The organism is Rhizobium sp. L43 (assembly GCF_002531725.1).
GTDB lineage: Bacteria > Pseudomonadota > Alphaproteobacteria > Rhizobiales > Rhizobiaceae > Rhizobium.
Window position 1 is genome coordinate 36,959 of sequence record NZ_NWSQ01000004.1, and the last position, 24,847, is coordinate 61,805.

20 protein-coding genes are annotated in these 24,847 nt (G+C 63.4%); 14 read left to right on the top strand and 6 right to left on the bottom strand.

The annotated features are described in order from the left end of the window. The first annotated feature begins 334 nt into the window (after positions 1-334). From CO667_RS05230 to CO667_RS05285, 12 genes are all read left to right on the top strand, one after another. On the top strand, positions 335-583 hold the full coding sequence (locus CO667_RS05230; RefSeq protein WP_097617399.1) for a hypothetical protein: 249 nt from the start codon (positions 335-337) through the stop codon (positions 581-583). Between the two features lie 54 nt (positions 584-637). Beyond that, the gene (locus CO667_RS05235) at positions 638-1,309 is read left to right on the top strand and encodes a response regulator transcription factor (protein WP_018241306.1); all 672 of its coding nucleotides are present in this window, start codon (positions 638-640) and stop codon (positions 1,307-1,309) included. Next, entirely contained in the window at positions 1,299-2,702 is a 1,404-nt protein-coding gene (locus tag CO667_RS05240) for a HAMP domain-containing sensor histidine kinase (protein WP_025554680.1), read from the top strand. Before CO667_RS05235 ends, CO667_RS05240 begins: the two co-directional genes overlap by 11 nt. A gap of 118 nt (positions 2,703-2,820) precedes the next feature. Beyond that, positions 2,821-3,246 carry a hypothetical protein gene (locus CO667_RS05245; RefSeq protein WP_097617400.1) on the top strand — a complete coding sequence of 142 codons (426 nt, stop codon included), beginning with the start codon at positions 2,821-2,823 and terminating at the stop codon, positions 3,244-3,246. A 55-nt stretch (positions 3,247-3,301) separates the two neighbouring features. After that, positions 3,302-4,510, top strand: a complete 1,209-nt coding sequence (gene ccmI, locus CO667_RS05250; RefSeq protein ID WP_097617694.1) for a c-type cytochrome biogenesis protein CcmI — start codon at positions 3,302-3,304, stop codon at positions 4,508-4,510. Further along, positions 4,507-4,995: a cytochrome c maturation protein CcmE gene (gene ccmE, locus CO667_RS05255; RefSeq protein WP_097617401.1), complete on the top strand. Its 489-nt coding sequence runs from the start codon at positions 4,507-4,509 to the stop codon at positions 4,993-4,995. Before ccmI ends, ccmE begins: the two co-directional genes overlap by 4 nt. After that, positions 4,992-6,980, top strand: a complete 1,989-nt coding sequence (locus CO667_RS05260) for a heme lyase CcmF/NrfE family subunit (protein WP_097617402.1) — start codon at positions 4,992-4,994, stop codon at positions 6,978-6,980. The genes ccmE and CO667_RS05260 overlap by 4 nt, the downstream gene beginning before the upstream one ends. Then, positions 6,977-7,432 (top strand): cytochrome c-type biogenesis protein, encoded by a 456-nt coding sequence (locus tag CO667_RS05265; protein WP_097617403.1) that lies wholly within the window; start codon positions 6,977-6,979, stop codon positions 7,430-7,432. The genes CO667_RS05260 and CO667_RS05265 overlap by 4 nt, the downstream gene beginning before the upstream one ends. A gap of 212 nt (positions 7,433-7,644) precedes the next feature. Then, a complete protein-coding gene (locus CO667_RS05270; protein ID WP_097617404.1) occupies positions 7,645-9,243 on the top strand; it encodes a Do family serine endopeptidase in 1,599 nt (532 codons plus the stop codon). 75 nt (positions 9,244-9,318) lie between these two features. Then, entirely contained in the window at positions 9,319-10,065 is a 747-nt protein-coding gene (locus CO667_RS05275; RefSeq protein ID WP_179874067.1) for a response regulator transcription factor, read from the top strand. Further along, positions 10,062-11,471 (top strand): HAMP domain-containing sensor histidine kinase, encoded by a 1,410-nt coding sequence (locus tag CO667_RS05280; protein ID WP_097617405.1) that lies wholly within the window; start codon positions 10,062-10,064, stop codon positions 11,469-11,471. The genes CO667_RS05275 and CO667_RS05280 overlap by 4 nt, the downstream gene beginning before the upstream one ends. Positions 11,472-11,606: 135 nt before the next feature. Continuing rightward, positions 11,607-14,564, top strand: coding sequence for a bifunctional [glutamine synthetase] adenylyltransferase/[glutamine synthetase]-adenylyl-L-tyrosine phosphorylase (locus CO667_RS05285; protein WP_097617406.1), 2,958 nt, complete (start codon positions 11,607-11,609; stop codon positions 14,562-14,564). On the opposite strand, the gene CO667_RS05290 is transcribed toward CO667_RS05285, so the two are convergent. The 3 genes from CO667_RS05290 to CO667_RS36230 form a co-directional block, all read right to left on the bottom strand. Continuing rightward, positions 14,561-16,870 (bottom strand): ATP-binding protein, encoded by a 2,310-nt coding sequence (locus tag CO667_RS05290; RefSeq protein WP_097617407.1) that lies wholly within the window; start codon positions 16,868-16,870, stop codon positions 14,561-14,563. The genes CO667_RS05285 and CO667_RS05290 overlap by 4 nt on opposite strands. 191 nt (positions 16,871-17,061) lie before the next feature. Beyond that, positions 17,062-19,710 (bottom strand): aminopeptidase N, encoded by a 2,649-nt coding sequence (pepN, locus tag CO667_RS05295; protein ID WP_097617408.1) that lies wholly within the window; start codon positions 19,708-19,710, stop codon positions 17,062-17,064. Between the two features lie 187 nt (positions 19,711-19,897). Continuing rightward, positions 19,898-21,004: a methyl-accepting chemotaxis protein gene (locus CO667_RS36230; protein ID WP_097617409.1), complete on the bottom strand. Its 1,107-nt coding sequence runs from the start codon at positions 21,002-21,004 to the stop codon at positions 19,898-19,900. Positions 21,005-21,340: 336 nt separating this feature from the next. On the opposite strand from CO667_RS36230, the gene CO667_RS05310 reads away from it, so the two are divergent. Both CO667_RS05310 and CO667_RS05315 read left to right on the top strand, forming a co-directional pair. Beyond that, on the top strand, positions 21,341-22,279 hold the full coding sequence (locus CO667_RS05310; RefSeq protein ID WP_097617410.1) for a DMT family transporter: 939 nt from the start codon (positions 21,341-21,343) through the stop codon (positions 22,277-22,279). A 244-nt stretch (positions 22,280-22,523) separates the two neighbouring features. After that, positions 22,524-23,396, top strand: coding sequence for a hypothetical protein (locus CO667_RS05315; RefSeq protein ID WP_097617411.1), 873 nt, complete (start codon positions 22,524-22,526; stop codon positions 23,394-23,396). Here CO667_RS05315 and CO667_RS35270 read toward each other — a convergent pair whose 3' ends face one another. From CO667_RS35270 to CO667_RS05325, 3 genes are all read right to left on the bottom strand, one after another. After that, a complete protein-coding gene (locus CO667_RS35270; RefSeq protein WP_179874068.1) occupies positions 23,397-23,552 on the bottom strand; it encodes a hypothetical protein in 156 nt (51 codons plus the stop codon). A gap of 49 nt (positions 23,553-23,601) precedes the next feature. Next, complete coding sequence (locus tag CO667_RS05320) at positions 23,602-23,793, bottom strand: hypothetical protein (protein ID WP_097617412.1); 192 nt, start codon at positions 23,791-23,793, stop codon at positions 23,602-23,604. Between the two features lie 131 nt (positions 23,794-23,924). Next, a complete protein-coding gene (locus tag CO667_RS05325; protein WP_097617413.1) occupies positions 23,925-24,827 on the bottom strand; it encodes a uracil-DNA glycosylase in 903 nt (300 codons plus the stop codon). Between the last annotated feature and the right edge of the window lie 20 nt (positions 24,828-24,847).

The window sequence follows — 24,847 nt, forward strand, 5'->3', positions numbered from 1 at the left end:
TGCCGACATCTGCCGGTCGATCGCGGCTGCGGTCTACAGGAATCGGAACCGTGCAGCCGAGTCGCGAACGGCGGCAGCGGCGTGGACCTGCCGGCTCCCCGCCTTTACGGGAGGTGATGGAGAATGCGTGGATACCAAGGGCGCAGCGCATCGTTTGGGGCACGGCGAAGGCCGCCGAGGCTTGCCGCGGCGGCGGTTTTCAGCAGCCCAGACCGGCTGCCGCAAACAGTCGAGAATGGTTCTAAACGCCCTGCATTACAGCGCATTCATTTGCCATTCAGGTCACGTGAGTACATATTCGGGACAAGTTGGCATTACCTTGAAAGCACAGAACATGGCCTTTCCTCTGAGCGTCGCAGCACTGGCCGCCGGACTGGTGGTATCGGCGCCCTCACCGGACGGCGCGGGCAGCCTCGTCCTGCGCGTGGCGGCCGATTGCAGCGCCGCCGCAGCCCAGGTGGTCGAGCAGACGGGCGGCCAGCTCCTGTCCGTACAACCGGTGGGCGATACCTGCATCATCACCGTCCTGGTGTCGGGCAACGGCCAGCGTCCACGCAAAGTGACGGTAAAGGTTCCGATGTAAGCGGAATCGGTCTATTCAGGACATGATCGAATAGAAGCGGACGAAGGCGGACCGATGCGCATTCTGGTAGTCGAAGACGACGTCAATCTGAACCGGCAGCTGGCCGACACGCTGAAGGAGGCGGGTTATGTCGTCGACCAGGCGTTCGACGGCGAGGAGGGGCACTTCCTCGGCGATACCGAACCCTATGACGCCATCATCCTCGATATCGGCCTGCCGGAGATGGACGGGGTCACGGTGCTCGAAAAATGGCGCGGCGCCGGCCGCGGCGTGCCGGTGCTGATCTTGACGGCGCGCGACCGCTGGAGCGACAAGGTCGCAGGCATCGACGCCGGCGCCGACGACTATGTCACCAAACCCTTCCATGTCGAAGAAGTGCTGGCGCGCATCCGGGCGCTGATCCGGCGCGCGGCCGGGCATTCCTCATCCGAGATCATCTGCGGGCCGGTGCGGCTCGATACCAAATCCTCGAAGGCGACGGTCAACGGCACGACACTGAAGCTGACCTCGCACGAATATCGCCTGCTTGCCTATCTCATGCATCACATGGGCGAGGTCGTTTCGCGCACCGAACTGGTCGAGCACATGTACGACCAGGATTTCGACCGCGATTCCAACACGATCGAGGTCTTTGTTGGTCGTTTGCGCAAGAAAATGGGCGTCGATCTGATCGAAACGGTGCGCGGTCTTGGTTACCGCATCCAAGCGCCGAAACATGCGAATTAAGTCGCTCACCGCACGCGTGCTGCTGCTGACCACGGTCTGGTCGACGGTGGCGCTTGTGGTGATCGGCCTGTTGATCTCCACCCTCTACCGCAAGAGCGCCGAACGCGGTTTCCAGGATCTGTTGCGGGCGCAGCTTTATAACGTCATCAATTCGGTGACGATCGGTGATCAAGGGGCGCTCAGCGGCAGCCCGCAGCTCGGCGACCTGCGTTTTGCCCAGCCGAAGACCGGCTGGTATTGGGTGGTGGAGCCGCTCGGGACCTATACGACGGCACCGCTGGTGTCGCCCTCGCTCGGCTCGGCGCTCATTCCGGTTCCCTCCGTCGTCGAGGCGCCCTTCGACAAGAATTACGAGCGCTATTACCAGGTGACGGATGCCTCCGGCAACCGCGTGCAGGTGGCCGAGACCGAAGTGGTGCTCGATACCGACGGGCGCGCCGCGCGCGTCCGCGTCACCGGCAATGTCGATGTCGTCGAGGACGACGTGCGCACCTTTTCCCACAGCCTCTATCTGGCGCTTGCCGGTTTCGGCGTCGGCAGCCTGATCGTCAATGCGCTGGCGATTCTCTACGGCCTGAAGCCGCTCGACAAGGCACGTGCCGCGCTGGAGCGCATCCGCGCCGGCGAGAGCGAGCAGCTGAAAGGCGACTTCCCGCGCGAAATCCTGCCGCTCGCCAACGAGGTCAACGCGCTGATCGACAGCAACCGCCGCATCGTCGAGCGGGCCCGCATGCAGGTCGGCAATCTCGCCCATTCGCTGAAGACGCCGATCGCCGTGCTTCTGAATGAGGCGCGTGTGCTCGAGAAATCCCATGGCGAGCTGGTGCGCAGCCAGGCGGAATCGATGCAGGGGCAGGTGCAATCCTATCTCAACAGGGCCCGCATCGCCGCGCAGCGCGAATCCGTGCTCGCCCGCACCGATGCCGAGCCGGCGCTCGAACGGCTGGTGCGCGTCATGCGCCGGTTGAACGTCGATACCGAATTCGATCTCGTCGTCTCACCGCCGCATCTGGCCGTCGCCATGGAGCAGCAGGATCTCGAGGAGACCGTCGGCAATCTTTTGGAGAATGCCGCGCGTTTCGCCAAAAGCAGGGTGCGGCTGTCGGCCGTCGAGGCCGGCGACGACGTCAAGGGAGCGGAGGCGAGCGCGCGCCGCCATTGGGTGGAGCTTGCCGTCGAGGATGACGGGCCGGGCCTGGAGCCCGATCAGATCCGCGAGGCACTGAAGCGCGGCCGCAGGCTCGACGAAAGCAAGCCCGGCACCGGGCTCGGCCTATCGATTGTCACCGAGATTTCCAGTGAATATCAGGGACGGCTCGAGCTTTCCCGCGGCGAATGGGGCGGGCTCAAGGCGAAGCTTATCCTGCCTGGCATCACAAAGGATGTTGCATGAGCAACTGCTTGATGTCACAAAGATACTGGCAAATGTATAGCATGCTTTGCCTTAATGCTGACACGGGGACGCTGCACTTCGATCGGCTGAAATTGACCCCTGATCGTGGTTCGACGCAATGATTTTACGCTCGCAAGGCATGATCGCTTCCGCTCTTCTCGTCGCCGTCGCGCTGTCCGGCTGCGTGACGACGAAGGGCGCCGCTTCGCGCGGCATTTTTTCCAGCAAGCCCTCGGCTTCGGCCGCCTTCCTGACCGCGCTGCAGGGCGGCCTTGCCGGCCGCAGCGGCGTGAGCTTGAGCGATAGCGACAAGCAGCGGGCGCTCGAGGCGGAATATCGGGCGCTGGAAGGTGCCGCCGTCGGCCAGCCGATGCAGTGGACCGGCAAGGACGTCAGCGGCAAGGTGGTCGCCGCCGCGCCCTATCAGGTCGGTTCGCAGAACTGCCGGCAATATACCCATACGCTGACGGTCGACGGTAAGGACACCGTGGTGCGCGGCGCTGCCTGCCGCAACGCGGATGGCAGCTGGTCGCCGCTCGGCTGAGCCCAATTGCGGCAGATGGCCTCAAATCTTCGTCATTCCGGCTTTGGCAGTTGGAATAAAGGCGCGCTTCAAGTATTTGGGCGACATGCTGTTCTGGATTCTCGTTGCCGTTCTGACGGCAGTCGTCGCCGCCATCCTGCTCTACCCCCTTCTGCGCGGAGCGAAGGCGGCGGAAAATATCCGTGCGGGCGAGGCGGCGGTCTATCGTGACCAGTTGCGCGAACTCGACCGCGATCTCAACGGCGGGCTGATCACGGCGGAGGAAGCTGATTACGCCAGGGCGGAAATCGGCCGGCGGCTGATCGCCGTCTCTGCCGACGAGCCGGCTGAGACACCGAAACCCGCACGGCATCACCGTTTCACCGAGGCCTTCGTGCTTCTGGTCCTGCCGGTTCTCGGGCTCTGTCTTTACTTGACGACGGGCAGGCCGGACCTGCCGTCGCAGCCGCTGGAAGCGCGGCTGGAAAATCCCGGCAACGATGTGGCGGTGCTGATCACCAAGGCGGAACGGCACCTGGCCGAGAATCCCGATGACGGCAAGGGCTGGGATGTGCTGGCGCCGATCTATGTCAGGACGATGCGCGTCAACGACGCGCAAGTGGCCTACCGCAATGCCATCCGGCTTCTCGGCCCGAGCGCGGTGCGGCTCGACGGACTTGCCGAAACACTGATGGCGGTCTCCGACGGCGTGGTCACGGAGGAGGCGCGCCAGGTGCTGGAACAGTCGCTGACGCTGGAACCCGACAATCCGCGCGCCCGCTTCTACATCGCCCTCAGCAGCGAGCAGGCGGGACGACCCGACGAGGCGCGCCAGGCCTTCGAGGCGCTGGCCAAACAATCACCACCCAATGCGCCCTGGCTGCCGCTGGTCAACGAACATATCGCCATGAACGGCGGCGCGCCGGCAGGCGCCAATCCGGCTGCCCCGGGCGCCAATCCGGCTGCCCCGGGCGCGGGTTCGGCTGCCCCCGGCAATCCGACGCAGGAAGATGTGGCCGCGGCCGAGACCATGAGCGCCGGCGACCGGCAGCAGATGATCCGCGGCATGGTCGAGAGCCTCGACGCTATGCTCAGCGCGGATCCGAACAATTTCGAAGGCTGGATGCGGCTCGTCCGCTCTTACGCCGTATTGAACGACAAGGATGGCGCCGCCGGCGCCTTGAAGCGCGGGATTGCTGCTTTTCCGGCCGAGAGCGAGCAGGGCAGGCAATTGCTGGCGCTTGCCAACGAGCTCGGCATATCAACTGAAGGATCGTCACAATGACGCGCAAGCAGAAGCGCCTGGCGGTGATTACAGGCGGCATGGGCTTCATTGCCGCCGCCGTGCTGCTTGTGATGTTCGCCTTCAGCCAGTCGGTCGCCTATTTCTACATGCCGGCGGATCTGGCAAAGACGCCGGTGGCGCCGGAAACCCGCATCCGGCTCGGCGGCCTGGTCGGCGAAGGCAGCGTCGTGCGCGGCACCGGCTCGACGGTGGAATTTGCCGTCACCGACGGCAGCGCCAATGCCGTGAAGGTGAGATATACCGGCATCCTTCCCGATCTTTTCCGCGAGGGGCAGGGCGTCGTCACCGAAGGCATGTTTACCCCAGGCGCGAATGTTTTCGTTGCCGACACCGTGCTGGCCAAGCATGACGAGACCTATATGCCGAAGGACGTGGCCGACAGGCTGAAGCAGCAGGGGCTGTGGAAGGAAGGCCAGGGCCAGGAAAGGCAAGGCCAGGGAGAGGAAGCGAAGGCGACGCAATGATCATCGAGATCGGCCATTACGCGCTGGTGCTGGCGCTGGCAACGGCGCTCATCCTTTCCATCGTGCCGGTGATCGGCGCCCGTTGTCATGACCGCGCAATGATGGATGTGGCGACGATCGGCTCGCTGGCGATGTTTTCGCTGGTCGCCTTCTCCTTCGGCGTCTTGACCTATGCCCATGTCGTTTCGGACTTCTCGGTCGAGAACGTGTGGGAGAATTCGCATTCGCTGGTGCCGCTGATCTATAAATATTCCGGTGTCTGGGGCAATCACGAGGGATCGATGATGCTCTGGCTGTTGATCCTGACGCTGTTCAGCGCGCTGGTCGCCGTCTTCGGGCGCAATCTGCCGGAGACGCTGAAGGCCAATGTGCTTTCCGTGCAGGCCTGGATTTCGGTCGCCTTCACGCTGTTCATTCTGTTGACCTCCAATCCCTTCCTGCGGCTCGATCCGGCGCCGGCCGAGGGCCGCGATCTCAATCCCGTCCTGCAGGATGTCGGTCTGGCGATCCACCCGCCGCTGCTCTATCTCGGCTATGTCGGCTTCTCCGTCTGTTTCTCCTTTGCGGTCGCAGCCCTTCTGGAGGGGCGCATCGATGCGGCCTGGGCGCGCTGGGTGCGGCCCTGGACGCTCGCCGCCTGGACCTTCCTGACGCTTGGTATCGCCATGGGCTCCTACTGGGCCTATTACGAACTCGGCTGGGGCGGCTGGTGGTTCTGGGACCCGGTGGAAAACGCCTCCTTCATGCCGTGGCTGGCCGGCACTGCGCTCTTACATTCGGCCCTCGTCATGGAAAAGCGCGAGGCCTTGAAGATCTGGACGGTGCTGCTTGCCATCCTCACCTTCTCGCTGTCGCTGATGGGCACTTTCCTGGTGCGCTCCGGCGTGCTGACCTCGGTGCATGCCTTTGCCAGCGACCCCACCCGCGGCGTCTTCATTCTCTGCATCCTGCTGGTCTTCATCGGCGGCGCGCTGTCGCTGTTTGCCTTTCGCGCGCCGCGGCTTTCGGCCGGCGGGTTGTTTGCGCCGATCTCGCGCGAGGGCGCGCTCGTCGTCAACAATCTGATCCTGACGGTCGCCTGCGGCACGGTTCTCACAGGCACGCTCTATCCGCTGCTGCTGGAAACGCTGACCGGCGACAAGATTTCCGTCGGGCCGCCCTTCTTCAACCTGACCTTCGGCCTCTTGATGGCGCCGCTGATCGTCATCGTGCCCTTCGGGCCGCTGCTGGCCTGGAAGCGCGGCGATCTGCTCGGCGCCCTGCAACGGCTCTATGTCGTGGCGGGCCTGGCCTTCCTTACCGCTGTTGCCTTCTTCTACATCCAGCATGGCGGGCCGGTGCTTTCTGTGCTCGGGCTGGCGGCCGGCCTGTTCCTCATCCTCGGCGCCATCGCCGATCTCTGGTATCGCGCCGGCATCGGCAAGGTGGCGGGCTCTGTCGCCTGGCGGCGGCTTTCCGGCCTGCCGCGTTCGGCCTTCGGCACCGCCCTTGCCCATGCCGGGCTCGGCGTCACCGTGCTCGGCATCGTCGCCGTTACGACCTTCCAGACCGAGCACGTCATCGAGATGAAGCCCGGCGAAACGGCGGATGCCGGCGGCTACAGCCTGCATTTCGACGGCATGCAGCCGGCGACCGGCCCGAACTATACCGAAGAGCGCGGCCACTTCACCATCCGGCGCGCCGGCGTCGCGGTTGCCGACACCTGGTCGGCCAAACGCCTCTATACCGCCCGCCAGATGCCGACCACGGAGGCCGGCATCGTGACTTTCGGCCTCAGCCAGCTCTACGTCTCGCTCGGCGACGCCGCCAAGGATGGCGGCATCGTCGTGCGCATCTGGTGGAAGCCGTTCATCCTCTGCATCTGGGGCGGAACGCTGCTCATGGCTTGCGGCGGCCTAGTCTCGCTGAGCGACCGCCGCCTGCGCGTCGGTGCCCCGCGTCGCAAGGCGAAGCCGGCGGCGCCTGCAATGGAGCCGGCGGAATGATGCGGCGCCTCCTCCTTGTTTTGGCTCTGCTGCTGATGGCGGCACCCGCCTTCGCCGTCAACCCGGACGAGGTGCTGGCCGATCCGGCGCTCGAAGCCCGGGCCCGCACCCTGTCGGCCGAACTGCGCTGCATGGTCTGCCAGAACCAGTCGATCGACGATTCCAACGCCGATCTGGCCAAGGACCTGCGCCTGCTGGTGCGTGAGCGCATCACCGACGGCGACAGCGACGAGGCGGTGCTCAACTATATCGTCTCGCGCTATGGCGAGTTCGTGCTGCTGAAGCCGCGTTTCAGCGTCAAGACGGCGCTGCTCTGGGGCGCCCCGATGCTGCTGGTGCTGGCCGGCGGACTGTCGCTGCTCCTCTTTGCGCGCAGGAGGGCGGGCAAGCCGACCGGCAGCAAGCTGACGGCCGACGAGCAGGCGCGGCTGAGCGAGCTTCTGAAAAAGTAAGCGGCCTGGCTGAGCCGGCAGATGAGCATATCTAGCCGCGTCCATGCCGCCGAAGAAGCCGGGGCATGTTTGGCCGAAAGCAAACATTGCAAACATTACCAACTTTTCATTGGCCGGACAGTTCGCAGTAAGGTGCGGCGTCCTATATCTTCATTCATCGACTGATCCGGCGCCGCCGGTCTGAAGATTTAAGAACAAGAGAAGGTGCTCCAATGCTCAAGAATTTCAACGGACGTCCGTCCCTCGCCACTGTGCTCAAGGCTTCTACCGTCGCCGGTATCGCAGCCGCTGTGCTCGCAACCGGCGTTCCGCTCGAAATCACCCGGTCTTACGCCGAAGCTGTCAAGGTTCAGGCGCCTGCCGTTCCGAGCTTCGCCAATGTCGTCGATGCCGTTTCGCCGGCTGTCGTCTCCGTCCGGGTTGAAAACCGCGTCAATCCCGTCTCCGACAATAATGACGGCTTCTCCTTCGATTTTAATGGCCGCGGTTTCGACGACCTTCCCGACGATCATCCGCTGAAGCGCTTCTTCAAGCAGTTCGGCCAGGATCCGAATGACCAGCAGGGCCATCAGCGGCGCTTCGGCCAGAATGGCCCCGGTGGTCCGGGCGGCCCGAATGGTCCCGGCGGCAAGGGCCGTCTGCGCCCGGTCGCTCAAGGGTCCGGCTTCTTCATCTCCGAGGACGGCTACATCGTCACCAACAACCACGTCGTTTCCGATGGCCAGGCCTTCGTCGCCGTGATGAATGACGGCACCGAGCTCGATGCCAAGCTGATCGGCAAGGATCCGCGCACCGACCTCGCCGTGCTGAAGGTCGACGGCAAGGGCAAGAAGTTCACTTACGTCAACTGGGCCGATGACAACAACGTCCGCGTCGGCGACTGGGTCGTTGCCGTCGGCAACCCCTTCGGCCTCGGCGGCACGGTCACCGCCGGCATCGTTTCGGCCCGCGGCCGCGATATCGGCTCCGGCCCCTATGACGATTACCTGCAGGTGGATGCCGCCGTGAACCGCGGCAACTCCGGCGGTCCGACCTTCAACCTCAGCGGCGAAGTCGTCGGCATCAACACCGCGATCTTCTCGCCGTCCGGCGGCAGCGTCGGCATCGCCTTCGCCATTCCGGCCTCGACCGCCAAGGACGTCGTCGCCGACCTGATGAAGGACGGCCAGGTCTCGCGTGGCTGGCTGGGTGTGCAGATCCAGCCGGTGACCAAGGACATCGCCGAATCCATCGGCCTTTCCGAGCCGAGCGGCGCCCTCGTCGTCGCCCCGCAGTCCGGATCGCCGGGTGACAAGGCCGGCATGAAGGCCGGCGACGTCGTCACGGCGCTGAACGGTGAAACGATCAAGGATGCCCGTGATCTCAGCCGCCGCATCGGTGCGATGCAGCCGGGCAGCAAGGTCGAGCTTTCGGTCTGGCGCGCCGGTAAGGGCCAGTCCCTGACCGTCGAACTCGGCACGCTGCCGGCCGATCAGAAGGATGCCTCTGCCGACGACAACAACCAGCCGCAGCAGCCCGAGGCACCGGCTTCCGAGAAGGCGCTTGCCGATCTCGGCCTGACGGTCGGCCCTTCCGATGACGGCAAGGGCCTGGCGATCACCGGCATCGATCCGGACTCCGACGCCGCCGACAAGGGCATCAAGGAAGGCGAGAAGATCACCTCGGTCAACAATCAGGAGGTTTCCAGCCCCGCCGATGTCGTCAAGGTGCTGAACCAGGCCAAGAAGGACGGCCGCACCCGGGCGCTCTTCCAGATCCAGTCGAGCGAAGGAAGCCGTTTCGTAGCACTTCCGATCAACGGCCAGGGCTGATCTTTACGAAAACAGGAGCCGTGCGGATGAGAATCCGCGCGGCTCGTTTCTTCTGACCTTTGAAGGATGATCGCGATGAGCGCCGCCCCGCAGGAAGATGCTTTGAGCCTTGCCGAAACGCAGCCGGTGGGTAATGTCGGCCGCATGAAGATTCTCATCATCGAAGATGATCTCGAAGCCGCGGTCTACCTCACGAAAGCCTTTCGCGAGGCGGGCATTGTCGCCGATCACGCCAGCGACGGCGAGGCCGGCCTGTTCATGGGGTCGGAGAATAGCTACGACGTCATCGTCATCGACCGCATGCTGCCGCGCCGCGACGGGCTCTCGGTCATCAGCGAGCTGCGCCGCAAGGCGATCCATACGCCGGTTCTCATTCTTTCGGCCCTCGGCCAGGTCGACGACCGCGTCACCGGTCTGCGCGCCGGCGGCGACGACTATCTGCCGAAGCCCTATGCCTTCAGCGAGCTGCTGGCCCGCGTCGAGGTGCTCGGCCGCCGCAAGGGTACGCCGGATCAGGATGTCGTCTATCGCGTCGCCGATCTCGAACTCGACCGGCTCTCCCATGAGGTGCGCCGCGGCGGCAAGGAAATCCTGCTGCAGCCGCGCGAATTCCGCCTGCTCGAATATCTGATGAAGAATGCCGGCCAGGTGGTGACCCGCACCATGCTGCTCGAAAATGTCTGGGATTATCACTTCGACCCGCAGACCAACGTCATCGACGTCCACGTCTCGCGCCTGCGCTCGAAGATCGAGAAGGACTACAGCCAGCCGCTCCTGAAGACCATTCGGGGCGCGGGGTACATGATCAAGGATGAGGGATGAGCCGTTTCAGGGTTCTCTTCAAGTCCACCGCAGTCCGCCTTTCGGCACTCTATATCCTGCTTTTCGCCATCTGCGCCGCGACGCTCGTCTTCTATGTGACGGCGATGTCGGAACGGCTGCTGACCGGCCAGATCCGCGACGCCGTCAAACAGGAGGTGGAGCAGGTCCAGCGCGCCTATGACACTGGCGGCATGAACCTTCTCCTGCGCACGATGGAGCGGCGCGCCCGCCAGCCGGGCGCCAACCTCTACATCATCGCCGGTCCCTCGGGCGATATTCTCGCCGGCAACGTCGCCTCGGTGCAGCCTGGCGTTTTCGAGGAAATCGGCTGGACCTCGGCGCCCTTTATCTATCAGCGTTATACCGACAGCGGCATCGAGCGCCGCCACAAGGCGATCGCCAATATCTTCGTGCTCGACAACGGCTTGCGGATCCTGATCGGCCGCGACCTTGGCGATCCCGAGCGTTTCCGTCTGCTGGTGCGCCAGGCGCTGATGGTGGCCTTGGCGATCATGGGGCTCGGTGCGATCATCATCTGGTTCGCCATCGGCCGCAACGCGCTGAAACGCATCGACCGCATGTCGGATGCCAGCAAGAAGATCATGGCCGGCGACCTGTCGCAGCGCCTGCCGGTCGGCGGCTCCGGCGATGAATTCGACCGTTTGTCGATGTCTTTGAACACCATGCTGGAGCGCATCGAGAAGCTGAACGAGGGCCTGCGGCAGGTCTCCGACAACATCGCCCACGATCTGAAGACACCGCTGACGCGGCTGCGCAACAAGGCGGCCGATGCGCTCGATATATCAGATGGCGATACGCGCCGCACCGCGCTCGAAGGCATCATTTCCGAATCGGACCAGCTGATCCGCACCTTCAACGCGCTGTTGATGATCTCCCGCGTCGAGGCCGGGTCGGTGGCGGCGGAAATGTCGCCGGTGGAGCTTTCGGCGATTGTCTCCGACAGCGCCGAGCTTTACGAACCGGCGGCCGAGGAAGCCGGGCTTGGCCTCAGCGCCAGCGTCGAGCCTGGTGTCGAGGTGCAGGGCAACCGCGAGCTGATCGGCCAGGCGATCTTCAATCTGCTCGACAATGCCATCAAATATTCCTCCGATACGGAAGGGGCCGGCACAGTGTCGCTGAAGCTTGCCCGCCGCGCGGATGGCATCTGCCTGTCGGTCGCCGACCACGGCCCGGGCGTTCCGGCCGACAGGCGCGACGATGTGGTGAAGCGCTTCGTCCGCCTCGATGAAAGCCGTTCGAAGCCCGGGACCGGGCTCGGGCTTTCGTTGGTGGAAGCGGTGATGGAGCTGCACAACGGCCGGCTGGAGTTCTCCGATACCGATCCCGACAAGCCCGAACAGCGCGGTTTGACCGTCAGCATGATTTTCCCGGCCAAGGCTGCCTGATCTCTTCCGCCGAAATACGATCGGTTGAATCGCGTATTGGCGGTTTTCCGCCAAGACCCTAGTTTAATTTCGATCGAAGGCGCGGGCTGCGATTCTGCGTGGTCGTTTCCTGAGGTGTTAAAGCAGGGAGAGCGCATGCTGACGAAATCGACGCATGGCCTGAAGGACGTCGCCGAAGGGCTGCTGCGGCCGCTGAACCAGACGGAGTTGAAGCTGGCGCTGGCGGACCTTCAGGAGGCCGGCAGACAGGAGCCGTCGGTGGCTGCGATGCTGAAGACGGAAGGCCCGCTTCGCGATTTCATCGCGGCGGCGCTGACGCTGTCGCCCTATCTGCGCGAAATCGTCAATCTCGACCCGACCGTCCTCGCCGGCGCCATCGCCGAGCCGCTGGAGCCGCAGATCGAGGCGCTGGTCGCCGAGGCCAGGGGCTGCTGGCGGCCGGACGGCGAGGGGGCGGCGCCGGCCGAATCCGTGGTGATGAGCAGGCTGCGCATCATCAAGCGCAAGGTGGCCTTCCTCGTCGCGCTCGCCGACCTCTCGCGCATCTTCGACGGGCGGGCGACGACGGCCTGGCTGAGCGAGCTTGCCGAGGCTTCGGTTGCCGCCGCGATCGACCATCTGCTGCTGTCGGCGCACGAGGGGGGAAAGCTCAGGCTGCGGGATCCGGCGGCTCCCAGCGACGGCTCGGGGCTGATCGTGCTCGGCATGGGCAAACTCGGTGCGGGCGAGCTTAACTATTCCTCCGATATCGATCTCGTCGTCTTCTTCGACGAAGAGGCTGGCATCGTGCCCGACCCCGATGATGCGATCGAGATCTTCCCCCGGATGATGCGCCGGCTGGTGCGCATCCTGCAGGAGCGCACCGCGGATGGTTACGTCTTCCGCACCGATCTCAGACTGCGCCCCGATCCCGGTTCGACGCCGCTGGCGATCCCGGTCGAGGCGGCGATGATCTATTATGAGGGCAGGGGCCAGAACTGGGAGCGGGCCGCCTTTATCAAGGCGCGCGCCGTTGCCGGCGATCTTGCGGCGGGCGGCGATTTTCTGCGCGGGCTTTCCCCTTTCGTCTTCCGCAAATATCTCGATTACGCGGCGATTGCCGATATTCATTCGATCAAGCGGCAGATCCACGCGCATAAGGGCCACGGCGCGATTGCGGTCAAAGGCCACAACGTCAAGCTCGGCCGCGGCGGCATCCGTGAGATCGAATTCTTCGTCCAGACGCAGCAGCTGATCGCCGGCGGCCGCATGCCGGCACTACGCGGCCGGGTGACGGAAGAGACGCTCGGTGAACTCACCAAGGCGAAATGGATCGACGCGGAGACCCGCGACGAACTGACCGAGGCCTACTGGTTCCTGCGCGACGTCGAGCATCGCATCCAGATGGTGCGTGACGAGCAGACCCACCTGCTGCCGGAGACCGATGCCGATCTGAAGCGCATCGCCTTCATGATGGGTTTCACCGACACGCCGAGCTTCGCCGAGCGGCTGGTCGGCGTGCTGAAGACGGTGGAGCGCCGTTATGCCCACCTGTTCGAACAGGAGAGCAAGCTTTCCACCGACACCGGAAATCTCGTCTTCACAGGCCAGGGCGACGATCCCGATACGCTGGAGACGCTGAAGAAGCTCGGTTTTACCAGGCCGTCCGACATTTCCCGCATCATCCGCACCTGGCACTATGGCCGCTACCGCGCGACGCAATCGGTCGAGGCACGCGAAAGGCTGACGGAATTGGCGCCGGAGCTTTTGCGGGTTTTCGGCGAAAGCAAGCGCGCCGACGAGGCGCTGCTGCGTTTCGACAGCTTCATCTCGGGCCTTCCCTCCGGCATCCAGCTCTTCTCGCTGCTCGGCAGCAACCCGGCACTCTTGTCGCTGATCGTCAACATCATGTCCTCAGCCCCGCGGCTTGCCGAGGTGATCGCCGCCAGGCCGCATGTCTTCGACGGCATGCTCGATCCCGGCCTGATGGCCGAGCTGCCGACCCGCGATTATCTCGGCGAACGGCTGAAAGGCTCGCTTGCCCAGGCGCGCCATTATGAAGAGGTGCTCGACCGCCTGCGCATCTTCGCCGCCGAGCAGCGCTTCCTGATCGGTATCCGCCTGCTGACCGGCACAATCAACGGCGCGATGGCCGCACGCGCCTTTACCCATCTCGCCGACCTCATCATCGCGGCGGCACTCGATGCCGTGGTGAGCGAGATGCGGGCCGCCCACGGCGACTATCCGGGCGGCCGCATCGCTGTCGCCGGCATGGGCAAGCTCGGCAGCTTCGAGCTGACGGCCGGTTCCGACATCGATCTGATCCTGCTCTATGATTACGACGACGCTGCTGGCGAATCCGACGGGCCGAAGCCGCTCGACGCGACGCGTTATTTCACCCGCATCACCCAGCGGCTGATCGCCGCTTTGTCGGCGCCGACTGCCGAAGGAGTGCTCTATGAGGTCGACATGCGGCTGCGCCCCTCCGGCAACAAGGGGCCGGTCGCCACGCGCATCAACGCGTTCGGCAAGTACCAGCGCCAGGAGGCATGGACCTGGGAGCATATGGCGCTCAGCCGCGCCCGGCTGATCTCGGGCGATGACAGCCTGATCGCCGAGACGGAACATATCGTCCGGGAAGTGCTGACGGCCGATCGCGATATCGCCAAGGTGGCGCATGATGTCGCCGAGATGCGCGAACTGATCGATAGGGAAAAACCGCCCTCCGGCCCATGGGACCTGAAACAGATCCCCGGCGGCGTCATCGATCTGGAATTCATCGCCCAGTACCTGGCGCTGATCGCTCCCACCAGGGGTGCCGGCATCGCCGTCAACGGGCTGAGCACCGGCGAGGCCTTGAAGGTGCTTGGCGACAGGCTGATGGCGGCGGCCGATCTCGACATCTGCCTCGAGGCTTTCGCCCTTTATACCGGCCTTTCGCAGCTGATCCGCCTTTGCATCGACGGCCAGTTCGATCCGAAGGATGCGCCGTCCGGCCTCGTCGAACTCGTCTGCCGCGCCGGCGACTGCCCTGACATCAGGACGCTGGAAGGGGAAGTGAAGCGGCTTTCGAAAGCGGTCAGGAAGATATTCCTGAACACCATTAAGAACTAAACATCATCCGGAATGCGCAGCGAGATCACGGTACCCACCGCTTCGCGCGAGCGGATCTTCATGCGGCCGCCATGCAGCGCGGTCAGCGAGCGGGAGATGGCGAGCCCGAGGCCGGAACCGCCCTTGCTCTTGGCATACTGGCTCTGCACCTGTTCGAAGGGCTGGCCGATCTTCGACAGCGCCGAACGCGGAATGCCGATGCCGGTATCGGCGATGGTGACGAAGACGGCGCCGTCGACGCGCCGGGTGCGTACCGCGATGCGGCCGCCATTGTCGGTGAACTTCACCGCATTGGAGAGCAGGTTGAGCAGCACCTGTTTCATCGCCCGGCGGTCGGCCCTCAACGTCAGGCCGGACGAGATGCGCTGTTCTATGACGATGTTCTTTTCAGCCGCGGGCATGGCGGTGAAGCGCAGGCTTTCCTCGATCAGCGGCACGAGATCGATGCGCTCGCAATGCAGCTTGAGGTGGCCGGCCTCGATCTTCGACATGTCGAGAATGTCGTTGATGACGTTGAGCAGATGTTTGCCGCTGTCATGGATATCACGGGCATATTCGTCGTATTTCAGCGAGCCGAGCGGCCCGAACATCTGGTTCTGCAGGATTTCCGAGAAGCCGAGGATGGCGTTGAGCGGCGTCCGCAGCTCATGCGACATATTGGCGAGGAATTCCGATTTCGCCTTGTTGGCGGCCTCGGCGCGTTCCTTTTCCGCCTGATAGTTGGCATTGGCCGTCGAAAGCTCGGATTTCTGGCTCTCCAGCGTCTGGCGCGAGGCGGAGAGATCACCGATCGTCGCCATCAGCCGGCGTTCGGATTCGCGCAGCCGCTCCTGATGGCGTTTCATCAGGGTGATGTCGGTTCCCACCGAAACCCTGCCGCCGTCGCGGGTCCGCCGCTCGTTGATCTGCAGCCAGCGCTCGTCGGCAAGCTGCACTTCCGTCGTGCGCGAATAGCCGGGGCCGTCGGCATCGGCGATCCGCCGTTCGATCACCGGGCGGGCCGCGGCGGCATTGACGATCGAGCGTTCGGTGCCCGGCACCAGCACGCTGTCCGGCAAGCCGTAGGCCTGCTGGAAATGCGTGTTGCACATGACGAGCCGATCGTTCTTGTCCCAGAGCACAAAGGCTTCCGACGTGCATTCGATGGCGTCGGCGAGCCGCTGGTCGGCTTCCGCATAGCGCTGTGCGAGCCGATGCTGTTCGGTCACATCCATGGCGATGCCGATCAGGTGCACACGGCCGGAATTGCTGCGGATCACCTGGGCGCGGGCGCGCATCCAGACATAGTGGCCGCCGGCGTGACGCATCCGGAAGATCTGATCGACCTGGCCGGAATGGCCCTTGGCGATGGCGCGGGCGATCTCGTAGAGCCCGCCGTCATCGGGATGCATCAGCCGCGCGGCTTCGCCGAAGCCCATCGTCTTGTCGGAACCCGGCAGGCCGAGCATGTCGTACATCGAGCGCGACCAGAAGAATTCGCGGTTCTCGAAATCGAAGTCCCAGAGGCCGCAGCGGCCGCGTGACAGCGCCGTCTCGACGCGCAGGTTCGATTCCAGGAAGATGTCGTCGGCGTCGCGGGCGCGCTTCACCTGGGTGTAATAGGCATAGAGGATGACCAGCAGGATCGAGGAGATGCCGGCAAACAGCGTGACGTTGAGCGCCAGTTGCTCGCGCCAGAGCCGACTGATCTCGCTGAGCGAAGTGGCCGCGACGATATAACCGCCGGCATTGCCCATCAGCGTGATCTCGGCGTAGTGCGGCACGCCGCCGATCGTCGTTTCGATGACGTCGGCGCGATCGCCGAAACGCCGGATCGCCGAGACCTCGGGGAAGAAATCGCCGACATTGCTGCCGACATGCGAAAGCCCGGCGGTGGTCGCGGCAAAGACCTTGCCGCTTGCCTGCACGAGCAGCACGAAGGCGCCGTTATCAAGCCGGTCCTGCGGCAGGAACCTGGCGAGCCGGGCCTGCGCTTCTGCGGCATCGCCGCTGTCGAAGATGTCGGACGCATCGGCAAACACGGCGGAAGCGGTCGCGGCCGAAAGCGCCGTGGCATGGCGGGCCGAGGCTTCAAGGCGGGAATATTCGCTGACCATGCCAAAGAAATGCGACGCGGCGACAACGAAGAGGAAGGCGACGATCAGCGCCGGAATGGCCCGCTTCAGCAGCAGCTCGGCCTTCGGCAGATGACGCAGAAGGGGTTCCGATGTCGCATGACCGGATAGGCTGTCTCGCCAGGCTTTCAACCCGTCAAAATCGACACGCAGCCGTCCTCCGGCCACGGTTGCCCGCCGCACGTCCATCATCTCTTCGCCTTGTCCCTCGTGTGATTCGCGCGCCGCTCGCTCGAACCTGACCTAGAGAATCATGGGTGATTCGCCTTGTCCAGAGGCAAAGGTAAAAATCCGTTAACTATTTATAATTTCGCGCTTTTCGAGCGATTCGATCCGCTGGGCAACCGGCCGCCGAATTTTTCGCGGCGGCCGATTGAGGCGAATTACCCCTTAAGCGTGCGCTCGACGATATCGCGCACGTCGGTGGAAAGACCGGGAGCCTGCTCGATCTCGATCAGCGCCGAGCGGGCGTGATCGGCCCGCGTCGGTTCCAGCGAGCGCCAGGAGCGCATCGACGTGAGAATGCGGGCGGCAAGCTGCGGGTTGCGCCCGTCGATATCGAGAATCTGATCGGCAAGGAAGCGATAGCCTTCGCCGTCGGCGCGGCCGAAGCCGGTCGGATTGGCAAAGGCGAAGGTGCCGACCAGCGACCGCATCCGGTTCGGATTGGTGCGCTTGAAGAGCGGATCGTCCATCAGGGCGCGGACCCGTCCCAGGGTGTCGGCGCCGGGAATGCCGGCTTGGACCGCGAACCATTTGTCGATGACGAGTGCATTTCCGGCGAAGCGGTCACGGAAGGTGGCGAGCGCCTCGCGCGTCTCCGCGCTGTCGGGAAAACGATGGGCAAGGATCGTCAGCGCATGGCTGAGATCGGTCATGTTGTTGGCAGTATCGAAGGCGGCCTTGGCGCGGGCCGGCGTCTGCTCGGCATGCGAGAGGTAGGTGAGGGCGGTGTTTCGCAGCGCCCTGAGGCCGGCGCTTTTCGCGTCCGGGCTGAAATCATCAGGTGTCGTCATCGCGGCGTAAAGGCCGGCAAAAACATCCTTTCCGGCCTCGGCGATCTGTTGCAGGATTGCCTGCCGGCCGGCATGGATGGCATCGGGATCGTTGTTGCTGCCGAGTTCGCGGGCAATATCGGATTCGCTCGGCAGCGCCAGCGCCTGAGCGCGGAAGGCCGGCTCGAGGCTCTCGTCGGCGGCCGCCGCAAGCAGCGTCTCGACGAAGGTCGCTTCGCAGACGACAGGCTTGCCCTCGCGGGCGTCGCGGGCGGCTTTCAGCAGGTTCGGCAGCGCCAGATCGGTCAGCGCCTGCCAGCGAGCGAAATGATCGGTTTCATGGCGGGCAAGGTGGGCGAGATCGGCCGGGCTCTGATCGAAATGCAGGTTGATCGGCGCCGAGAAGCTGCGGTTGATCGAAACGACCGGACGTGCGCCGATGCCGTGGAACACCGCCGTCTGGGTGCGGCCGGTGAGATGCAGCACCTCGCCGGCATATTCCGCGCCCTCGACCGCGCTCGGCTCGATCCTGCCGCCGTTTTCGCCGAAGAGCGCCAGGCTGAGCGGAACATGCATCGGCTCCTTGGTCGGCTGGCCGGGCGTTGCCGGGATCATCTGCTCGAGCGACAGGGTGAAGCTGCCGGCGGCCGCGTCGTAACTGCCCGATGCGGTGACGAGCGGCGTGCCGGCCTGATGGTACCAGAGCGAGAATTGCGTGAGGTCGCGCCCGCTTGCATCCTCGAAGCATTTGACGAAATCCTCGATCGTCACGGCCTGGCCGTCATGGCGATCGAAATAGAGGTCTAGGCCCTTCTTGAAGCCGTCCTTGCCGAGCAGCGTCGCGATCATGCGCGTGACTTCGCTGCCCTTCTCGTAGACGGTCCTCGTGTAGAAATTGTTGATCTCGCGATACGTCGTCGGCCGCACCGGATGCGCGAGCGGGCCGCCATCCTCCGGAAACTGCTCGGATTTCAGATGGCGCACGTCGGCAATGCGTTTGACCGGGCGCGAGCGCTGATCGGAGGAAAACTCCTGGTCGCGATAGACCGTCAGGCCTTCCTTGAGGCACAGCTGGAACCAATCGCGGCAGGTGATGCGGTTGCCGGTCCAGTTGTGGAAATATTCATGCGCGATGATCGCCTCGATATTGGCGTAGTCGGCATCGGTCGCGAGCTCCGGATCGGCAAGGACATATCTGTCGTTGAAGACGTTGAGGCCCTTGTTCTCCATCGCCCCCATGTTGAAGTCGGAGACGGCGACGATCATGAAGATGTCGAGATCGTATTCGCGTCCGAACCGCTCTTCGTCCCACTTCATCGAGCGTTTCAGCGCGTCCATCGCATAGGCTGCGCGCGGTTCCTTGCCGTGCTCGACATAGATCTTCAGTACCACCTCGCGGCCGGACATGGTGGTGAACGTGTCTTCGATGACGCCGAAATCGCCGGCGACGAGCGCGAAGAGATAGCTCGGTTTCGGATGCGGGTCGAACCAGGCGGCGAAATGCTTGCCGGGGCCGTAACCGGCGCCGCCGAGGAAGTTGCCGTTCGACAAAAGCAGCGGGTTGGCGTCCTTGTCGGCGATGATGTTGACCGTGAACGGCGCCAGCACGTCGGGCCGGTCGGGGAAATAGGTGATGCGGCGGAAGCCTTCGGCCTCGCATTGCGTGCAATAGATGCCGCCGCTGCGGTAGAGGCCCATCAACTGAGTATTGGCCTCGGGGTTGATGATCGTGGTGATCGTCAGCTCGAAGGGTGCGCTCTCCGGCAGGTCGCGCACCGTCAGGCTTTCCGGTGTCGCGTCATAACGCGAAGGATCCATCTCCACCTGGTCGAACAGCAGCCCCGACAGCGTCAGCTCGTCACCGTCGAGAGCGATCGGCGCCGTGGGATCAGCGCCCGGGCGGCGATGAAAGATCAGGCGAGCCTCGACTTTTGTCTCCGTCGGGTCGAGTTCAAAGGTCAGGTCCACGCGTTCCAGCACGAAGTCGGTGGGACGGTAATCTGCCAGATGATTGACCTGGCCGGTATCTGTTCGCATGGTGTTTCCTGAAGACCGTTATTTGACAACCGCGGAATACAGAGGCGGGCGCACTCTGCCATAAATTTGCCGGGCATGATTACATTAAAGTCTGAACTAAAGTTAAAGCAAATTGCCCGCGAACACGAAGTTCGCGGGCAAAATACCTGATTGGGACGAATGACTGCGGCCACCAGGGCGCGAGGCTCTACTTCAGATTGAGCGCGGCTTTGATCGTCGCGTCGCTTTCGGTCCGCTGCACGACGACGCCGTACCAGCCGAGCCCGTCATAATCCTCGTAGCCGAGCGTGCGTGCAAAGGCGACGATCGAGCCATTATTGTCGTAATAGCTCCCTTTCGCCTGGCCGGAGGGGTTGGCGAGGGCGAAATGCGAAAACAGCAGGGCGGGATTGGTGGTGGCGATCACCCGGCTCTTGCCGTCGAGCAGCATGACCGTCGTTCTTTCCGCCAGCTGCGGCGGCAGGTTCGCCTCCTTCTCGACGATCGCCTGGCCCTGGTTCTGCCAGTCGAAATAGACGCCGAGCGTGCCGATCAGCCGTCCGTCGAGCTTGCCCTCTTCGCGGATGCCTGTGGCATAGACAAGCGCATGCCTGTTGTCATGGGTCGGGCTCGCCTTGACCTCGTCGACAATATAGGCGTCGCCGGAGGAGCAGGCAGACGCCGCGCGGAACCACGGATCGCCGGCAAGGCTTGTGCCGGCGATCTTGCGCTGGAACTTGGGATTGGCGGATGCGATCACCTTGCCCGAGAGATCGGTCATGACGAGATCGAGATAGACGGTGTAGAAGCGGTTGATGGCGCCGAGACGCTCCGCCGCAAAGGCGACGGTTTCCCGATCCGGATTCTCAAGCGCCTGCCAGAGTGCCGGGTCCGTCGCCCACCAGCGCACATCGGCCGTGCGCTCGAAAAGATTGCGGACGATGAGCTGCACCAGCGTCTGCGCCAGATCGGTGAGGCGGACCCCCTCCATCTCCTCGACCAGCGAATCCGCCATGGCGCGGCTCAGGCCGATGCGGCCGAGCACGTTGCTCTCGAACCGGCCGGTGATGTCGGTGGCGATCTGCGCCAGCCGCTGCACCTCGTTGGCAACGACCGCAAAGCCCTTTCCGGTCTCGCCGGCTCTTGCCGCCTCGATCAGCGCATTGATCGCCAGCAGTTTGATCTGCTTGACGATATGGGTGTTGTCAGCGCTGAAGCGCTCGAGGTCGGTGCTGATACCGTCGGTGACGACGCGCATCGAGCGCGGTGTCGCATTCTGCGACTGGGCAATGGTTTCGGCGCTGAGCGGCTTCATCAAATGATCCTTGGGGCGAGCAATCGTTTGGAGGGCGAAGAAAATTTCGAAATCAGCAAAAACGATGCGTGCCTATGGTTTTCAATTGGTTAACAGCGAGCGATGAGAGGTGAACATTTTAGGGCAAATGGCTGACGAGAGGAAAAATTCGACGCAGGCGCGTGCATGCGGCACCGCCGAGCCTGAGGCAGAAGGCGATTTTGCGATTCTTCTGCGCGGCTTGCGATTTTTTCGCCAATCGGAATTTTCTTCGCTACGATGGAAGGCGTCGCCCTCAGCGTTCCCGAGTCGAACGCGTCTCCCCGTTGCCGTTAAGTCGATATAAGAGCCAGGATCATGCACTCGGTTCTCAGAAACCCGATGAGAGGCATTGCGCTGAAAGTCTCGTCGGTCGTGGTCTTCCTGGCCATGCAGACCTTCATCAAGCTGGCCGGCTCGGAGATCCCGCCGGGTCAGGTCACTTTCTGCCGGTCGTTCTTCGCGCTCTTTCCGATCATGGCCTATCTCGCCTATATCGGGCAGCTGCGCGCCGCCTTCTACACCGCCAATCCGGTCGGCCACCTCAAGCGCGGCACGATCGGCATCATGTCGATGGCTTTTGGTTTTTATGGGCTGCTGCATCTGCCGCTGCCGGAGGCGATCGCGCTCGGCTACGCTTTGCCGCTCGTCGCCGTCATCTTTGCCGCCGTCTTTCTCGGCGAGACCGTGCGCATCTATCGCTGGAGTGCCGTCCTGGTCGGCATCGTCGGCGTCGCCATTATTTCCTGGCCGAAACTCACGCTGTTTCGCGATGGCGGCATGGAGGCCGAACAGGCCATCGGGGCGCTCTCAGTGCTGTTCTCGGCCGTTCTCGGCGGTATGGCGATGATCCAGGTGCGCCGTCTCGTCGAGGAGGAAAAGACAGCGACGATCGTGCTTTACTTCTCGCTCACCGCCTCGGTCTTCTCACTGGCCTCCCTGCCTTTCGGCTGGCTCGTCCTGCCATGGCCGTCGGCGCTCTATCTGGTCGCCGCCGGTTTTTGCGGTGGCGTCGCGCAGATCCTGCTGACGGAAAGCTATCGCCATGCCGATGTCTCCACCATCGCGCCGTTCGAATATACCTCTATTCTCATCGGCAGCATCGTCGCCTATTTCGTCTTCGGCGACGTGCCGAGCGTCACCATGCTGATCGGCACGCTCATCGTCATCTCTGCCGGCATCTTCATCATCTATCGCGAGCATCAGCTTGGCATCGAGCAGAGAGAGGCGCGCAAGGCCACGACGCCGCAAGCCTGAGGCCCGCAAGCTGATGATATCAAAGCTTTTAAGGCGAAAATCGTCGCGGTGGAGAAATTGCTCGCCAAAAGCGAAAAGAATAGTGAATTCTTGGGGTATCGTCATTTCTTGGAATATGTTTGTTGAAGGTGAGAGGGTATCACTTATTCGAAGCCGTTCATGTCTGAATGGCCGCTGATACCGGGAGGTCTTCGGTATTGCTGCTCCGAACGCTGGCCTGTGAGCGGAGGTGGAGAAAAGCATAATGGCATTCACGGCGGAGCAATTGGCGGGGAACTGCTCCTTTCTGCTGAGCATCCGTTTTTTGGCCGCGCAGATGCGCGGCATGTTCGATGCCGGCCCGCGATTGGCGCGATTGCTCGCTTCGCATCAGCGCTGGCTTCTGACCCAGACCGCCTATGCCCTCAATCTGGAATATGATCCGAGCGACCCGACGTCGGGTTTCACTGCCGTTCGGCTAACGGCGCGCATCACCGCGCATAAGGTGGCGAGCCGCAACACCGTGCTCGCCTTCATCGAAGAGCTGTTTACGTACCGCTTCATTGTCCACACACCCGGCGACGAGCGGCGGCGGCCACGGCATTTCGAGCCGGCCGACGTCAGCCATCAGGCGATGTTTGCCTGGATTCTCGGCAATCTCGCCGCGCTCGATCTGCTCGACGGCGGTCAAAGGGCAGCGTTTTTCCAGGCAAACCCGACATTGATGCGGCTCGTTCAGCCGCGCATTGCCCGCCATTGCCTGGAAGATGCCGCCTGGCGCGAGCCGCCGGAACAGGTGGCGATGTTCCTCTGGACGGAAGCCGGTGGCCTCGTCGTCGACAATTTCATCGCCCGGATGGATATAGAAAACACCGAGGCGGAGCGCTATTCCGTCGGCCGCGTCGAAACCCGCGCGCTCGCGGCCGATTTCATGATGTCGCGCACCCATCTGCAAAGGCTCTTGGCAAAGGCGGCGCAACGCGGCTGCGTCGGCTGGGACGACGAACCGCGCAAGGCGCATCTCTGGATATCGCGGAAGTTCGTCGAGGAATACTGCGCCTGGCAGGCGGTCAAATTCGCTTATGTCGACGAAGCCTTCGAATGGGCAAAGGCCCAGATCGATGAGACGGCCGGCTGATCAGAGAACGATTGCCGCTGTACTCACGCCCTCGCATCCCAGGACATCGGCCGGCTTCACCGAAAGCTCGCGCTCATATTCCCGCGCGGCGCAGACCGCGACGCGGATATGCTCGAACGTGTCGATTGTGCGCAAAAGCGATAGGATCGTGGACATTTTCAAGTACTCGTGGATTTGACGCGAAGGGGCAGGCAAAGCCTGCCGCTCAATATTGCTGGAAGTCCGAAAAAATCGCGTCGGGGCGCGCTGTGCGGCCGTTGATGCCGGTGCCGCGGGCGATCATCTGTTCGTTCGCGGCAAAGCCGAAACGGCTGTAGCCGTGAGTGGAACGAACCTGGTCGCCGGCGAGGCGGAGGGTTTCAAACCCGCTATGGATAGGACGAAAACGCTTGTTCATGGCCTTGGTTCCTGTGGTTCCTCCCAAGACACAGCTGATATTGCGATGCAGCATTGATTCCGCAATGCGTCATGGCGGGATGCAGTCATGCATCCAGCGCATGGGTCGCTTCATAAATTCTTCAACTTTGGCTAATTTCTAAGCAAAGAGAGGGACTTAAGCTTCGCTTGAAAGGCGAGCAGGTCATTCCAGGCCAGCCTTTTATTGACCGGTGCGGTTAAGAGATCCTGCGGATGCAGGCTGGCTATGGCAGGAATGACACAGTCGGCGACGGCAATCTCCTTCCAGCGGCCGCGCAGGCCGTGGATCGTGTCGTTTTCGCCGAAGAAGAAGCGGGCCGAAAAATTGCCGAGCAGCAGGATCGCCTTTGGTTCGGCCAACGCGATCTGCCGCTCGATGAACGGCCGGCAGATGTCCATCTCCGCTGCCGAGGGGGCACGATTGCCAGGTGGCCGCCAGGGGATGACCTGCGTCAGCAGAACGCTTGCGCGGGTCAGCCCGATCGCCGCCAGCATCTTGTCGAACAGCTGGCCGGATTTTCCCGAGAAGGGCACGCCTTCGCGATCGTCTTCGGCGCCCGGCGCCGAGCCGATTACCATGATACCGCTTTCGGCATCACCGCTGGCAAAGATGGTCGAGCGGGCGCTGTGCTTGAGGTTGCAGCCGTTGAAGGCTTCGATCGCGGTCTTGAGTTCTGCGAGCGACCGCGCCGTTTCGGCGACGAAACGCGCCTGCTGCACAGCCTCGCCATCCGGGATCGCCGGTTGCGGGCCGGACGCGGCGATCCCCGCCGGCGCCGGGCGTGCCGTTGCACTCGGACGCGGCGGTGTCCGGCCTTCTCCGGCACCGGAACGTTCCCCGAGGGAAGGTTGCGGCTGCGCCTGTGTCGCCGGGCGCCGGGCGGCCTTCATCGCCTCGAACTCGGCGAAGCGGTCGATCGCCCCTTCTTCCAGCAGCCATTCCACGCCGGCATCCGCATGGAAATGCAGAAGCGCTGCAAGCTCGGCGGGGGAAAGGTCGTTGGCGGAGATCATCCGACAGGTTTAGCCGACAG

Bases quoted from the DNA above. Each gene is read 5' to 3' on its own strand.
- pepN (WP_097617408.1), bottom strand. From the start codon at position 19,710: ATGCGAACAGATACCGGCCAGGTCAATCATCTGGCAGATTACCGTCCC.
- CO667_RS05230 (WP_097617399.1), top strand. From the start codon at position 335: ATGGCCTTTCCTCTGAGCGTCGCAGCACTGGCCGCCGGACTGGTGGTA.
- CO667_RS05285 (WP_097617406.1), top strand. From the start codon at position 11,607: ATGCTGACGAAATCGACGCATGGCCTGAAGGACGTCGCCGAAGGGCTG.
- CO667_RS05265 (WP_097617403.1), top strand. From the start codon at position 6,977: ATGATGCGGCGCCTCCTCCTTGTTTTGGCTCTGCTGCTGATGGCGGCA.
- CO667_RS05275 (WP_179874067.1), top strand. From the start codon at position 9,319: ATGAGCGCCGCCCCGCAGGAAGATGCTTTGAGCCTTGCCGAAACGCAG.
- CO667_RS05290 (WP_097617407.1), bottom strand. From the start codon at position 16,870: ATGATGGACGTGCGGCGGGCAACCGTGGCCGGAGGACGGCTGCGTGTC.
- ccmE (WP_097617401.1), top strand. From the start codon at position 4,507: ATGACGCGCAAGCAGAAGCGCCTGGCGGTGATTACAGGCGGCATGGGC.
- CO667_RS35270 (WP_179874068.1), bottom strand. From the start codon at position 23,552: ATGTCCACGATCCTATCGCTTTTGCGCACAATCGACACGTTCGAGCAT.
- CO667_RS05325 (WP_097617413.1), bottom strand. From the start codon at position 24,827: ATGATCTCCGCCAACGACCTTTCCCCCGCCGAGCTTGCAGCGCTTCTG.
- CO667_RS05310 (WP_097617410.1), top strand. From the start codon at position 21,341: ATGCACTCGGTTCTCAGAAACCCGATGAGAGGCATTGCGCTGAAAGTC.
- CO667_RS05235 (WP_018241306.1), top strand. From the start codon at position 638: ATGCGCATTCTGGTAGTCGAAGACGACGTCAATCTGAACCGGCAGCTG.
- CO667_RS05245 (WP_097617400.1), top strand. From the start codon at position 2,821: ATGATTTTACGCTCGCAAGGCATGATCGCTTCCGCTCTTCTCGTCGCC.
- CO667_RS05270 (WP_097617404.1), top strand. From the start codon at position 7,645: ATGCTCAAGAATTTCAACGGACGTCCGTCCCTCGCCACTGTGCTCAAG.
- CO667_RS05320 (WP_097617412.1), bottom strand. From the start codon at position 23,793: ATGAACAAGCGTTTTCGTCCTATCCATAGCGGGTTTGAAACCCTCCGC.
- CO667_RS05240 (WP_025554680.1), top strand. From the start codon at position 1,299: ATGCGAATTAAGTCGCTCACCGCACGCGTGCTGCTGCTGACCACGGTC.
- CO667_RS05260 (WP_097617402.1), top strand. From the start codon at position 4,992: ATGATCATCGAGATCGGCCATTACGCGCTGGTGCTGGCGCTGGCAACG.
- CO667_RS05280 (WP_097617405.1), top strand. From the start codon at position 10,062: ATGAGCCGTTTCAGGGTTCTCTTCAAGTCCACCGCAGTCCGCCTTTCG.
- CO667_RS36230 (WP_097617409.1), bottom strand. From the start codon at position 21,004: ATGAAGCCGCTCAGCGCCGAAACCATTGCCCAGTCGCAGAATGCGACA.
- CO667_RS05315 (WP_097617411.1), top strand. From the start codon at position 22,524: ATGGCATTCACGGCGGAGCAATTGGCGGGGAACTGCTCCTTTCTGCTG.